The 12,990-nt window shown below is 53.9% G+C and carries 12 protein-coding genes, 2 tRNA genes and 1 pseudogene; 2 read left to right on the top strand and 13 right to left on the bottom strand.

Translation table 11 applies throughout. From position 1 onward, the window contains the following. Positions 1–91: 91 nt before the first annotated feature. Together ACOTZD_RS19655 and ACOTZD_RS19650 are read left to right on the top strand one after the other, a co-directional pair. Positions 92–168, top strand: a tRNA-Val gene (locus ACOTZD_RS19655). A 4-nt stretch (positions 169–172) separates the two neighbouring features. Further along, positions 173–249, top strand: a tRNA-Val gene (locus ACOTZD_RS19650). Between the two features lie 302 nt (positions 250–551). On the opposite strand, the gene ACOTZD_RS19645 is transcribed toward ACOTZD_RS19650, so the two are convergent. The 13 genes and pseudogenes from ACOTZD_RS19645 to ACOTZD_RS19585 all read right to left on the bottom strand — a co-directional run. Further along, positions 552–1,022, bottom strand: a complete 471-nt coding sequence (locus tag ACOTZD_RS19645) for an Hsp20 family protein (protein ID WP_003857647.1) — start codon at positions 1,020–1,022, stop codon at positions 552–554. Positions 1,023–1,194: 172 nt separating this feature from the next. After that, positions 1,195–1,395 carry a cell surface composition regulator GlgS gene (gene glgS, locus ACOTZD_RS19640; protein WP_022650936.1) on the bottom strand — a complete coding sequence of 67 codons (201 nt, stop codon included), beginning with the start codon at positions 1,393–1,395 and terminating at the stop codon, positions 1,195–1,197. A 356-nt stretch (positions 1,396–1,751) separates the two neighbouring features. Next, positions 1,752–2,147, bottom strand: a complete 396-nt coding sequence (locus ACOTZD_RS19635; RefSeq protein WP_045339057.1) for a hypothetical protein — start codon at positions 2,145–2,147, stop codon at positions 1,752–1,754. A 331-nt stretch (positions 2,148–2,478) separates the two neighbouring features. Further along, entirely contained in the window at positions 2,479–2,922 is a 444-nt protein-coding gene (gene tssE / locus ACOTZD_RS19630; RefSeq protein ID WP_003857652.1) for a type VI secretion system baseplate subunit TssE, read from the bottom strand. Beyond that, positions 2,922–3,446: a type VI secretion system lipoprotein TssJ gene (gene tssJ / locus ACOTZD_RS19625; protein WP_174402261.1), complete on the bottom strand. Its 525-nt coding sequence runs from the start codon at positions 3,444–3,446 to the stop codon at positions 2,922–2,924. Before tssJ ends, tssE begins: the two co-directional genes overlap by 1 nt. After that, the gene (gene tssG / locus ACOTZD_RS19620; RefSeq protein WP_174402250.1) at positions 3,427–4,521 is read right to left on the bottom strand and encodes a type VI secretion system baseplate subunit TssG; all 1,095 of its coding nucleotides are present in this window, start codon (positions 4,519–4,521) and stop codon (positions 3,427–3,429) included. Before tssG ends, tssJ begins: the two co-directional genes overlap by 20 nt. After that, the gene (gene tssF / locus ACOTZD_RS19615; RefSeq protein ID WP_174402249.1) at positions 4,476–6,239 is read right to left on the bottom strand and encodes a type VI secretion system baseplate subunit TssF; all 1,764 of its coding nucleotides are present in this window, start codon (positions 6,237–6,239) and stop codon (positions 4,476–4,478) included. The genes tssG and tssF overlap by 46 nt, the downstream gene beginning before the upstream one ends. A gap of 13 nt (positions 6,240–6,252) precedes the next feature. Next, a complete protein-coding gene (locus tag ACOTZD_RS19610; RefSeq protein ID WP_058647760.1) occupies positions 6,253–6,993 on the bottom strand; it encodes a hypothetical protein in 741 nt (246 codons plus the stop codon). Positions 6,994–7,049: 56 nt separating this feature from the next. Beyond that, positions 7,050–7,230, bottom strand: a pseudogene (locus tag ACOTZD_RS19605) (hypothetical protein); the annotation flags it as partial. Positions 7,231–7,267: 37 nt separating this feature from the next. After that, entirely contained in the window at positions 7,268–10,648 is a 3,381-nt protein-coding gene (locus ACOTZD_RS19600; RefSeq protein WP_371875506.1) for an ImcF-related family protein, read from the bottom strand. 57 nt (positions 10,649–10,705) lie between these two features. Continuing rightward, complete coding sequence (locus ACOTZD_RS19595; RefSeq protein WP_058658207.1) at positions 10,706–11,890, bottom strand: hypothetical protein; 1,185 nt, start codon at positions 11,888–11,890, stop codon at positions 10,706–10,708. A 3-nt stretch (positions 11,891–11,893) separates the two neighbouring features. Continuing rightward, positions 11,894–12,151, bottom strand: a complete 258-nt coding sequence (locus ACOTZD_RS19590; RefSeq protein WP_072202906.1) for a PAAR domain-containing protein — start codon at positions 12,149–12,151, stop codon at positions 11,894–11,896. A gap of 96 nt (positions 12,152–12,247) precedes the next feature. Next, positions 12,248–12,990: formylglycine-generating enzyme family protein (locus tag ACOTZD_RS19585; protein ID WP_421636360.1), on the bottom strand; the 743-nt coding region annotated here is incomplete at its 5' end.

The following is a 12,990-nucleotide window of genomic DNA, read 5'->3' as shown; positions in this document are numbered from 1 at the left end:
GCGTGAAATCAGAGAGAAAAATGCATTTTCCCTCTTGCCACCTTGGTGCTGTGCCGCTAATATTCGTCCCCGTTGTCACCGACAACACAATGCGTTCATAGCTCAGTTGGTTAGAGCACCACCTTGACATGGTGGGGGTCGTTGGTTCGAGTCCAATTGAACGCACCATCTTGCGTCTGTAGCTCAGTTGGTTAGAGCACCACCTTGACATGGTGGGGGTCGATGGTTCGAGTCCATTCAGACGCACCAATCTGTTTTCTCTCACATTTCATTCCCGTTCAGCCTCATGCAGAGGCAGCAAACCTTTTAAGCACATCGAAAGTGACCTCCAGCCCGCGCGTACAGGGAAAAGCGGAATGGCATAAGCCATTTTTATCCGTCCAGGCAAAGCATTGACGACTTCAAAAAATGGAGCTGGAGGCGGTCCTGGTACAATAGCAAGAGGTCGTTACAGCATTCGCGACTTAAATAGCCAGTGGCCAGAAAAGCGCCCCATCAGGTTAGCAAAACGCCCGGCGTTTGCCGGGCGTGAAAACAACGTCAGTCAACGATTACGGCTTATGTTCAATCGCCGGGTTGTTGTTGATAGCGATGCGCTGCGGTTTCTCTTCTTCCGGGATATCCTGGTGTAATTCAATTGCCAGTAAGCCGTTTTCCAGCGAAGCGCCGGTCACTTTCACATGCTCCGGCAGACTATAGCTGGCCCGGAAGTCGCTGCGGCTGATACCCCGATGGATCCACCCTTCTTCGCCGTTTTCGGTTTTCTCCTCTTCACGTTTACCGCTGATATTCAGCTGACCGCCAACGGTTTCAATTTCCAGTTCGCTCTCTTTCCAGCCCGGCACGCTGAGCGTCAGTTCATAGCGGTTATCGCCCAGCCGCCGGATATTGTAAGAAGGCGTGGAGGGCAACGGCGTACTGCCGGTTAGCTGGCTAAAAAGGCGATCGATACGGTTAAAACGGTCCGCAAACAGAGAGTCGGAGAGATCGTTCAACACGGGAAAGGTTCTGAGAGTCATCATGTACCTCCTGAACAGTAAAAAAGAATATTCAAAAAGTTCATGTCTTATGGACAGGTGTTCCTTACCCGCTTTCTATATGAGGTTACCGCAAAATATTTCAACCTCAGGAGCCTGCAAAAATGTAGCTGGAACTTAAAAAAGCAACGGGCCGTTAAGCCCGTTGTTCGTTACATCATCGCAGTTCTATTACTCTCGCCCGCTCAGCCTGCTTTCGGTAGTGGTCATATCGCTCCCGGAACCATGCCTGCTGTTTATTACTCATATTGCCGGTCACGGCATCGATATCAACTGGCTGGCCCAGGGCGTACATACGGGCAAAACTGCGTGCCAGAAAATCAAAATTCTTTAATGCGTTTATATCTTGTCGCTTCATTAGCATATCCCTTCAGTCGCTGTGGTTACTGTTCAAGGTCATATGCTTTTCTGATCTCAGTATCCGCCTGAAAAAGATCGATTTTTGAGCGATGTGTGCGCATCCATCTGCCAGTGTTCACATTTCAGGAGCGACAAAACTCTTCAGCCCTGGTCATGATTTTCCCTCCCTTTTATCACTCATGCAGAAAACCTAAACGCCAGCCATGCAGTAAGTTCGCCACGTATCCGGAAGGTGCGAACGGCGTGCTTTAATGCCAGACGCTGTAACAGGTCGCCCAGCGCGTTCAGGTGGGTTTCCACCTGCAAGCGTCTTATCAGTTCGAATAACAGACAAAGAATATTTACACTGGCGGATTAATACTGATTACCTGAACAAATGGGTAAATGGGTGAATCCGGGCTTGTTGGCCATATAGAGAGGGGCGCATGTAGGTTGCCGCGGTTGTGTATCGAACTGCGCATTGTTTTCTACAACACGCTGCTCCTGGCCTTTCACGGCTATTCTCTTTTTCGTCTGCGCTTTCCTGGCGGAGGGGGAGGGTTTTACCTGCCGGGGCAGTTCGGAGGCACCATAACCTGAACAGAATCGCTTCGACTGGCTCAGACTTCCGTCATTGCAGACAAAACGACCATCCGATGTACAGTGTGCTATGCCACCTTTTGAGCCAGAGCAGGGCTGTCTTCCACGGGCGGCACCAGCCTGCATGTTAAAAAGTACACTGACCGTAAGAAGGAGAATTCTCATTTTCATATCTGTATCCATGATTGACGTCATCATACTCAGGGTATCCCCTCAGCCATTGACCTTTTCGCCAGATAAAATGCAATGACTCATGGCGAAGAAATCAATTATTAATATTTCAGTACCCGCTACAGCACAAGCTCTACAATAACTCATTGAAAAGTAACTCTTTAATGTATCTTTTCTGACCAGGGTAAAATAAATATCTGGTCGTTCATGTTGCCTGCTCGCCCAATTTTCATGAAGTGGTTATTTTCGCAGGCGAAACTCTGCAATATGCATCCTCGCGATGTCGGTAAAAGATGTGGGGTGGTTTTGCGTGCTGAATTTCAAAATTGGCTCACAATCGGGCTGTATTATCCAGATACTGCTGTTGTTTCAGATGACGGATTAATACCCTGCCCTCGGGCATAAACTCCGTGCCGTAGCGCACCAGCCCCACCCCCTTCAGCTCCGCATCAATGGCGTAGCGGAGTTCACCGGGCTGAATCTGTTCCTGCATCACCACATTAATCCGGCTCAGGCGCGGCTCGTATTTCAGCAACACGGCCGACAGTGTGGTAATCAGCTGGTGGGCGGTCCCGGGCATTCCCTGGAGGATTTTTGTCATATCCGGCAGGCCGTAGTCCGGCAGGTGAGCCAGCGTACCGGCGCGGCAGTTGAGGATGCGCTGCATGTTATCGAGTACTGATAAAATCAGCTGGTTCTCCTCACTGACACTGTGCAGGTCAAGCCCGCCGGCGAAGTTACCGTACAGCATGTCATACAGAGACGGACGCGGCATCATTCCCCCTCCAGCGGTTTCAGCGTCAGACGATTATTACTGACTTCGATAACCCGCGCCTTATCCGGGTCAAGGTCGTCACGGGTCAGGGTAATACGCCAGGTATCATTTACCTGGTCCGGTGCCATAAACATCCCCGCCACCGCCACAACCTGCGCGCTCTCTTCCATCGGCATATCCAGCGTCACCGATTCGCCAGGGCGCAGGCGGATATCCTTTTCCGCCACAAGATCGGCTTTAATGGCCTGAGTGTCACTGGCGAACAGCGACGGATAATCAGTACTGTCAAACGCCTTACGCTCTTTAAGCTGGTAAATTCGCACCACCGTTGCCAGCGATGCCCCCTTCGCGTTGTTGTTCACCCCTTCGCGCGCCTGAATATCCAGGTGAAGGGTTTTCTCCTGTCTGTAAAAAATGGACTTCGTGACGGCGACGGTGCCATCCGTCACTTTCTGCGTCAGACCGCAGCCGGTTAACAGGGTCGCCAGAGTGATTGCCAGCGCTTTACCAGCGGTAATCGCCATCTTCATCGTTGTTCCTTCGCTGAATGTTTTCCCGGACGCGCTGAAAGCGTCCAGGGTGAATGGTGATAATGTCGTTTCTGTTCTGTTGCGGATTAAGGGGACGCAGCACTGCCGTGCGCCCGACCTGCGCGATCTGTTCCGCATTGCAGGACAGCCGCGCATCCGGCAGCAAATGCCGGGCAACGCATAACTGCATACGTACATCCAGGTGCGCGCCCAGCCACACGTGCAGCAGCGCCATCAGGTCAGCGTGCAGGTCACCGCCCGGCAGCCAGCCCCGGATCTCTTCCGGGTTGTCCGTGCTCAGGCGCAACAGCACCTGGCCGTTCACATCCGTGGCATGCGTGCCCATCACCGGCCGGTGCTTCAGGCTGACCGGCTGGCATGTACTCATCGCAACCGGCTGCTTCAGCGGGATACGGCAGCGGTCATGGTGATAAACCTGCGTGCGCGTATCCGGTGCCAGCAGCCGCACCAGCGCCCCCATTCCCTCCGCCGTCCGTCCCGGCAGCATCATCACCGGCAGCAGCGCCAGAAATCGCGACAGCGGCGTACCGGCTGCCTGAGCGCAGCCGGGTATCCCCAGCCCCGCCAGGCCCAGCAGGTATTGTGACGTGTTGTCAGCGCCGCCGGCCTTAAAGGTGGCCGGGTACGAATACTTACGCCAGATGCGGTAATACTGGGTAATCAGCCGGTGACTGAAAATATCCAGAAAATCCTGCGTCGCGTCGTGCCCTTCCCGTCGCTGAGCGATATCGTCGGTGTAGTGGGTCGGCAGCGGCGACTCCACGCCGTACAGCCCCATAAAGGTGACGCGCACCGACGGCGGCAGGTGCGGATGTTCCGGGTCTTCCATCCCCCGGATTTCACCGGACGGAAACCCCATCCCCGGATGCGGGCGAAAACGCACTGGCTCCTGCCGCACCCGCCAGTCGCTGCCGGGCACCGGCATCTCCGGCAGGCTCTGTTCCAGCAGCTGGCAGAAGCGGTAAAAATTCATATACGGCAGCTGGTGCCGTACCTGCGCCATCAGCCGGGCAGGCGCGGACTGTGATTCTCTTTCCACCGGATACATTTCCCTTCTGGCTGAACAATCAGCGTGAGCTGGTTAAACTGATTCATGTCGGCATACAGGGCGAAAAAACGGTTAAGCAGTTCGCCAAACAGGTGGATATCGCCCTCTCCGGTAAATCCATTACTGTCGAGCGTCACCTCCACGTCCAGCCCGCGCAGCAAAAAACCGTCCTCAAAGCGCTGAATGCGGTGGTGCCTGACATCCAGGATGGCATCGAGGCGACGGTTGTTCAGCTCGTCGTCCCGCCAGTTATAGAGCGAGAGCGTGCCGCGCAGCACCAAAGCGCTGCTCATCATATTGAGAAACCGGGAGCCCAGATGGCTCATCACCCGCCAGTGGAAACGATCCTCCGCAGGCGGGTATGCGGGCAGCGTCGGCTTGCAGAGATTACGCACGGTGAGGGGCGTGTCATAGACCTGTTCACAGCGGTCCAGCAGCGTGCTCTGCAACGCCCGGCGCGGTAACTGGCCGTTGGTGCCAGTGATGCGCAGCGAGACTGTCTCCCGCTCCAGCATCCGGTCAGCTTCCCACTGCTGGCCGCCCAGTATCAGCCAGGTATCGTGCATCCCGGTGACGCCCCGCTTCACGCGGGTGTGGTAATATCGTTCCGGCGCGTGACGACGCATCATGCCGCCCTGATGGCGAAAACTGGTGAACGGCACATAGTGCGCTTCGCCGGTACGCCCGGAGCCGTTGACGCTGTCCACCGAGTAAATCTCGGTATGCCCGTCCTGAAGACGTTTCGGGCGCAGCAGGTATTCACTCTCCAGTCCGCTGATGATCAGCGGGTCGGCTTCCAGGGTGAACAGGTTAATTACCGGCACGCAGTGCAGGCGCAGGCTGCTGTCTGTTACCGGTAAATCGCTCTGCCATACCTGGCTGAACACCACCTCGATATCGAAATACGCCGTACCCGCCGGAAGCGTGATATTTTCCAGCCCGTTAAGATGGACGAACATAAACTTTTCGCGGAAGGTGAAATACTCCAGCAGCAACTGATAACCGCTGAAGGCGCTGTCGCCCTTTGGCCACAGCCGATCTTCCTCAGCAAAACCGCCCGGGGAGAAATAACCGTCCAGTGCGATCCGCTCCGTCTGCCCGGGCAGGCGAATGTACAGCGCCGCCTGGCGTTTTGTCAGCCAGAGGTGCAGGCTGCTGCCCGTCACCCTATCTTCGCCCAGGTACAGCGGCAGATGCCGGAGGTCCGTCTGCGGCCAGTCCGCCTGCGTACTACAGGCAAAACGCACCCGCAGGAGCGAACGCCCGTCAGGCTCCGTGGTCATAATGACCTTTTCCACCGCGAGCGGATTCAGCGTCAGATCCCGGGTGGTGCGGTAGCGGCAGACGGTGTTTTTAGGACCGACCGGGCGGGAGCTGATTTCCAGCCCGGCGGACAACGTTTCCGCTATTTTCATCGCCGGCACATCCGGGGACAGTGCCACCACCGACAGGGACGGGATGGTACGCAGGTAGTGCGGCCACAGCATACTCACCAGACTTTCGGTCAACTCCGGCAGGTCGTCATCTATCTTTTCGCGCAGACGTCCCATGGAGAAGGCGAAGCCCTCAAACAGCCGTTCAACATACGGGTCAGGTGTGCCGGCTTTGTCGAGGTCGAGCATTGCCGCCCGGTCGGGGTGCGTCTGCGCGAACTCTTTCGCCGCCTCGCGCAGGTAGCGCATTTCAGCGTCAAAATAACGCAGGGTTAAATCTTCCATAATTTTCCGGCTATTAATGTACAGGAGGATGGGTGATGAGCCCTAATACACGCAGTGTTATAGGGAAAAATACAATATCCGCAACGGCCGTGAAGGGTGTTAACACGATGTTTGTTGCCAGTCGCAGAGGATGAAAGTGAGTTGAGTCTTCTGTAGAATAAAATTCCACATTATGTTTTTTAACCAATTTCTCGCTATTATTAAACAGACTGTCGTTCTTATCTCTGGGAATAATTACCCCTTCGAGGCGTATTTGCTTAATATACCTTCCACCCTCATTCCAGAACCCCATTTTTTTAAGGTCATCAATATCCTGAGCGGTAAGGTTGCTGTCGCTTTTATTAACCTGCAGTACAAGCGCATCGGAAAAATGCATGACAAGATCATTTCCACGCGGCATATCCAGTTTTAGCCTTAAACCATCAAATTTCACATAACCGGTAACCAGCGCTACCTGTGTGGATAATTTATCCAGGGCAAATAACTCTTTCGCGCCTTTCGTTAGTATATAGATGTTTTTTTCACCCTTGAAAGCGACACCATCCCGAGGTATTTCTACCCTGACCTGTGTCTTTCCCTGAATAGCCGAAGCAGAGAGATTTTCATAATAAAACGCAGCGGTAACCTCGTCTGAAATCAAAGTACGTTCTTTTATCTTTGTGTCAGCAACTCTGTTTTCTCCCCAAAGAATTGCTGTACAGCCTGAAAGCTGAATAAATATAACCGACAATATTATTTTCATAATCAAATGCATGATTGTTGTATATCCCTGATAATGATTTTTTTGTTACGTTTGTTTAATTATCCGCACTACACGGTGGCTCTGGCAGCGTCAGTTGCAATCAGCCCCGCCAGCAGATGTTCCATCTCCGGATTCAGGCGTGTTTTATCTGTATCATTACGTCCGGCCCTTCATACGGAGCAGCTTCAGGCGGTAGGCTTTGACCTCAAACAGCAGTTCTGGCGCCCACTGCGTGAGCGTGATGGCGCGGCCTGGCAGGCTGTAATCAGTGTGTGAACGGATGCCATCAGTACGTTTCCTCTGTGGGGTCGGTGTCATCGGTCAGGGGGTCAGCGGCGGGCTCGCTGACGGTGAATATCTGCAACGGCAGGCTGAAGTTTCGCAGCTTCAGCAGGGCCAGCGGGCCCTCCCCCGCCTCGGTACGCAGGGTGTAGTTCAGCGGTCTGCCATCCTGCGCCTGCCACGTGAGACTGTAACTGCTGCCCGTGCCGGGATACGCGCTGACTGACGCCTTGTCCAGCAGCCTTATCCAGCCCCACGCCCCGGACATATCCGCATACTGCCGGGTGCCGGCCTGGGTGCTTATCCAGCTTAATGCCGCACCCGGCGCTTCGGTGTCCGCAGGCCAGATAAAACGCTTCCAGGCGGGCATCTGGTTCATATAAGTCAGCTTCTGGCTGTCGATAACCAGCCGCGTCTCCATGATGCCATCCGCCGTTCCCGGGCGCAGTTCAAAGGACAACCCCGCCTCCCCGCGAGTGAACACCACATCGGAAATATGGCTCAGGGTATCAACCGCCCTGAGGAAGGCCGGATTGAAGGTCAGCCCCTGGGCGTTGATGCTGTCCGGCACCCAGTGACTCCCCTCCCTGTGCAGCACGCCGTTAAGACGGGTCTGGAGAAAACGGGTGATACGTCCGGAATCAGCGTTGAGGTATCTGGCCAGCAACGGCAGTGAGACCTCGCTGCTGACATCCTTAAACGGATACCGCCCGCCAAAAACGTTGTTCCAGTCATCCACCACGGCGGTCTGCCACTGTGCATTCAGGCTTTCAGCCGCCGGAGTCAGTACCTGCTGCCAGGCCTGCTCCATAGGCCGCACAAACATCGTCTGCCCGAAACCACTCCATTCCTGCCCGAGTCCCGCTGCCACCAGACTGCCGTAGTCGCGGGTCTCGGTTAAATCCACCGCCTTACCCTGAAACACCGTCTGCGCAAGCAGCCGGGTCATGGCCTGCGGGTCAGCGGCGTTGGTCACCTGCTGTAGCCGCAGGCGCACCTGGGTGACCCGAGTCAGAAACGTCTGGAGGCTCAGGTCGGTATTTCCGCCGCCTTTCTGCTGGCTGTTAATCAGCGCCAGTACCGGGCCGAAGGTCGCCTCCAGCGGGCCGCGCGGGCCGCCGCTCTGGTCAATGGCCGGCTGTTTATCGCCACCGAGCAGATTTTTTGCCGATTTCACCAGCGAATCGGATATCGCCTCGCCGGTCTCACCGGTTCGCCCCTGGATATTCAGGGTGTTCATCAGCGCCACCAGCGGCGACTGACGCACATCCGCCATCAGGGTGAGCTGGTCAATGGCGTCGGACAGGGTCACTGCCCGTTGCCAGCGCAGACTGTTGAGAAAATCGAGCCAGGCGGTACTGAAGTCGGCAAAGTAACGTGCGGTGAGCCGCTGCTTCAGGTCTTCCGGTGGGGTCTGCTGCGTGGCGGGCTGTCTGCTGTCGCTCAGCACCCAGTCCATCTCCTCGCGACGTTCATTCACCACCTTATCAATGGCAGGCTGTACCGCCTCCTCCCACGCCTGACGGGTGAACATTCCCGGCACAATTTCATCCGTGGTGAACAGGCGCGGGGCGTCGGTATCGCCGGTCATGTCCTCCAGGCGCATATCGGCATACTGGTTCGCCACCTGTGCGAGCATTTTCTGATAGAGGGTGGATTCGCTGTTGCGCACCCCCATCTGGCGAACCAGCAGCGTGCGCGTCTGGCTGACCAGCATATCGTCAGCATGAAGACGCCACTGGGGGTGTGACGCCAGGCTCGCGGCATAAAAGGCGTACAGTACCGGGCCGCTGCCCTGCCAGACGCCATTCGCCACGCCCGCACGCTGCGGCCAGTCGCGCATCAGCGTGGTGGAAAACCAGGCCGCATCCATTTTCTCCGGCCGCGAGAGCATCAGGTACAGCCTGAGCTGGTCGTAAACCGGTTTTGCCATGCGCTCACGTAACGGACTATCCGGTGGCAGCTGTACAAAGGCCTGTAGCTGTTTTGCAAGATGTTCCGCCGCCGCATCGCGCAACAGCGGCAGGGCGCTTTCGCCATAGCGCGGAAACAGCGCCGCCAGCAGAGCATCGTTCTGGCTTAAGCCACCGTGCGCGTACCAGGGTACACCGTGTTGCGCACGGTACTGCAAGCGGGCAAGGGTTTTCTGAAGTTCAGACAGGGCGTGCAGACGCGCGCTCAGCGGTTGTTTCTCTGCCACAGACTGCTGAACCTGCTCCTGCGCCATCGTCACCAGGCTACGGTTGGCGACAAAGGAGACGGCCATGGATATCACCCACAGCGCCATCAGCGCTGTAACGCTCACGCCCACCATTTGCGTCCAGCTGACGCCGTGCTTACGCGGACGAAGACCTGCCGGTAAGGCCTGTGCAGACGCCGGGATGGCATCCCAGCGGTTGTCTTTGCCCCAGTGATGAGCAACGCTGCGCACGCCGCCGACCGTGGCCGGACTGAACACCACACCGGCCAGCGGCAGCGGGCGGTACGGGTTGAGCAATACCGATAAGGGACCGGTCAGAGTTTCCGGCTCGCGCGTCAGCTGGTCGGCCAGGGCGAGCAAAAAACTCTGCTGTGGTTTGTCGCAAATCTGCTGAACGCCCTGCGCGGTGAGGGCCGGTATCAGGTCGCTTAGCTGGCGGGCCAGTGCTTCAGGTTTAGAGGCCGCTGACAGCTGGCACCCCACCGGCTGGGTAATCCGCCCCAGTTGCTCTCCAGCTCGCGGATGCAGCGACCAGACGTAAAGCGGCAGTTTCCAGCCCAGCGCGTCATAGCGCCCCTTCAGGGCGTGAGCCAGGGCGTCCATGGATTCAGGAGTCAGCGGCGCTGCCAGTTCAGTATCTGAACCTGCGAGGCGATCAAACGCAGAGGTCACCCACACCACGCCATCCACCGGGCGGCGGCGCAGTTTACGCAGCGCGGTAAGCCAGGCAGCGTCCGCCGGTGCTGCCGGGTCACCGCCCCACAGCAGCAGCGTCCCCTGGTCTTCCTGCCAGAGTTCCTGGGTGAGTTTTGGGGTGAGCTGTTCGACGTCGGCAACGCTACCGGTGACTAGCAGGATGCGGAGTTTGCGGGGCCAGGCGCGGTCATAATTATGACGCAAATACAGACGCATATTTTTTAACGTTTCTCTGTATTTTTCCTTATCAACTAATTGTTTGTCTTCATGCCGAAGACTTTTACCTGACAATTCCCTCAGCCGCTGCAAAAAACTTATTGAGATCAACCAATTCCACAACCTGAGAAATAAATCGTCGCAGAGCAGAATTAAAATACAAATCCCTGCCACTGTCAGCGATGTTGTCAGTTTCTTCTCAGTGGTAAACTGATGAACAAAAGGGTTTTCAGTCCAGATGAGAAATCCCCCCACAACCGCTATCAGCAGGATAATTAACCATGTACTGAGGCGCTTTTTCTTTTTCACATCACTATCCTTTGCGTAAGATTAAGCCGGACGGACAATCACCATTTGTGTGGTTTCATCACCAACCATCAGCCACTGGGTTTGCTCTGAAATCACTGCATGTTCGCAGGCGCAAATTAACGTGATATTTCCTACCGCCGCCCCCGGTCTGCCAAAAGTATCCTCCAGTACCATCTCTCCTTTTTTTTCAGACAAGAATGCCAATTTATCCATTGCAAGAAGAGCCGCAGTCAGTGCGCTACCTTTTACCTGAGCTCGCCAAAAGAACCAGGGCACCGCAGTTGTTATTTTTCCCCAAAGTGCAACATCCGCTACAGCCTCTTCCGTTTTTGCGATCACCACCGGGCGATGTATCCACATTTGCGGCATTACACGATAACAAGTTAGCCATGCCGGAGAGGCCAGCAGCAGCGCTGATACGGACTCTGCCTCTTGGTTACGCGCTTGCAGAAATAAATTGATTTCAACAGAAAGAACAAGCGCCTCGTCCCTCCTGTCCAGCCAGCCATCAAGCCACATCAGCCCACTATTATCAGTACTAACAGTAATATCATTGACAGCATATGACGCTGGGAAAATCTTTCGCCAGATGGTGAGGATGTGCTCATCGTTCAGCACACCATCATGATGAATACGAACGAACAGGTTACCAGTAAACTGAACCAGTTCAGCGTGCAATTGCCCGATGACACTTGCCAATATTGATTCCAGTCGAGTCTGATAATTTGCTTCAGTGAATAAGGTTACTGATGGAAAAATTATTGATGCCGTTGTTAACGTCGACTGAATGGCTGGTGAATAGTGCGTATGAAGTCCACTCCCGCCTTGTAAAAGCGCGACAGCAAGTTTATTTCTGGCAACTGGTGTGACGTAACTCATTCCAAGCACACCAACGGCCTTCTGTCCCAGTAAAATTTGTTCTTCATATTGTTTTTGATATAAGTGGTTCCACCATAGCACGCGATCTCGTTCATTTTCATAGCGGCGTAGCCGGATGATATACCCCATAAATCCAACGGATAAAGGCAGCATCAACGTACAAAACCAAAACCATTCAGAACGAGTAGAAAGGTGCTTAGGCCATAGAGCCAGCACTACAACCGCACCAGCAATCACACACAGAACAATCGTAAGCAGCCAACGGAATTTATCCGGAGCAACTGGCAAAGGTTCTTCTGCTGGGATTTTTTTTAGATCAACAGGCATAAATTAACGTTTTCCTGCATTTGGTAATGATGATATTAGTGAGCAACCACAACCGCAACGATGACCATGCAGAGCTATTGGCTTACCATTGATCTTTGAAGTTTCATCGCCTTCGATAATATATGTTTCACCATGTAGAAGGCAAAATACCTTATCCATAAGACAAGAGACTTCCAGGCCCATAAATTTCACACCAGAGCTACCTTCAAGCACAGTACCACCGTGTGTTGTTTTGTCATTGATACGAATAACACACTGCATATACGTCTCCATATAAACTAACACAACAATGAGCTACACCTTTGAAAAATAATCTTATGGTGGTGACTCATCGTAATCCGAGAGTTATGCCTTGTATTATCTGACCGGTTTCGGGCTGTTGACAACGCAACGAACCGTTTTGTCGCCAGGGAGATATCCCTCATTAGCAGGGTCTGAGTCGAAGCGGAATATCGTTGCGCCGCGTCTTGGTCCGGAAAAATCCTGTGAGCGGATAACTTTTGAGTAATTTCCTTTGTAATCTTTATAGACAGGATTGTCTGGCCCCTGTGGATCTTTCAGTGGTGAATGTTTGTAATAATCCGGGTCGTACCAATCTTTCATCCATTCCCAGCCGTTACCGGCCATGTCATATATACCTAAGGGGTTTGGTGGTCGAGAATCTCGCGGCATGGGAGACGAAATACCTAAAGTTGTGCCTTGTTCTATTGCGAACTTTTCACGATCATCCGAAGTAGTGATGTTAATTCCCGTACGTTCTTTGATATTTATAGTTCCATCATCGGTAGGAGCAATAACAAACTTCCCTCGACTACGCGCTGCATATTCCCATTGCGCTTCTGTTGGTAATGAGAAAGGTAACTCAGTAATAGTAGACAGCCAGTGACAATATTTTTCCGCCTCATACCAGTCGACATGAGCAGGTGTATCGGGTGTCATATTTTTTTCCCGCCAGCGCTGTCCATTTCTGGTTTTCAAATCAATATTCCTTCCAGCTAAATTATTATAAGCCAAATAAAACTGGTACTCTTTGTTACTGGTTTTAAACTTACTTATCGAATAACTTGTCAGCTCGACTTTATGTAATGGTTTACTATGCT

It is taken from the genome of Enterobacter cloacae complex sp. SHL022 (assembly GCF_049237785.1).
GTDB classification, from domain to species: Bacteria; Pseudomonadota; Gammaproteobacteria; order Enterobacterales; family Enterobacteriaceae; genus Enterobacter; species Enterobacter hormaechei_C.
The sequence above is the reverse complement of the archived record's forward strand: the minus strand, read 5'-3'. Positions and strand labels throughout refer to the sequence as shown.

Bases quoted from the DNA above. Each gene is read 5' to 3' on its own strand.
- ACOTZD_RS19645 (WP_003857647.1), bottom strand. From the start codon at position 1,022: ATGATGACTCTCAGAACCTTTCCCGTGTTGAACGATCTCTCCGACTCT.
- tssG (WP_174402250.1), bottom strand. From the start codon at position 4,521: ATGTATCCGGTGGAAAGAGAATCACAGTCCGCGCCTGCCCGGCTGATG.
- ACOTZD_RS19590 (WP_072202906.1), bottom strand. From the start codon at position 12,151: ATGCAGTGTGTTATTCGTATCAATGACAAAACAACACACGGTGGTACT.
- tssJ (WP_174402261.1), bottom strand. From the start codon at position 3,446: ATGGCGATTACCGCTGGTAAAGCGCTGGCAATCACTCTGGCGACCCTG.
- ACOTZD_RS19610 (WP_058647760.1), bottom strand. From the start codon at position 6,993: ATGCATTTGATTATGAAAATAATATTGTCGGTTATATTTATTCAGCTT.
- tssE (WP_003857652.1), bottom strand. From the start codon at position 2,922: ATGCCGCGTCCGTCTCTGTATGACATGCTGTACGGTAACTTCGCCGGC.
- ACOTZD_RS19595 (WP_058658207.1), bottom strand. From the start codon at position 11,890: ATGCCTGTTGATCTAAAAAAAATCCCAGCAGAAGAACCTTTGCCAGTT.
- ACOTZD_RS19635 (WP_045339057.1), bottom strand. From the start codon at position 2,147: ATGAAAATGAGAATTCTCCTTCTTACGGTCAGTGTACTTTTTAACATG.
- glgS (WP_022650936.1), bottom strand. From the start codon at position 1,395: ATGAAGCGACAAGATATAAACGCATTAAAGAATTTTGATTTTCTGGCA.
- tssF (WP_174402249.1), bottom strand. From the start codon at position 6,239: ATGGAAGATTTAACCCTGCGTTATTTTGACGCTGAAATGCGCTACCTG.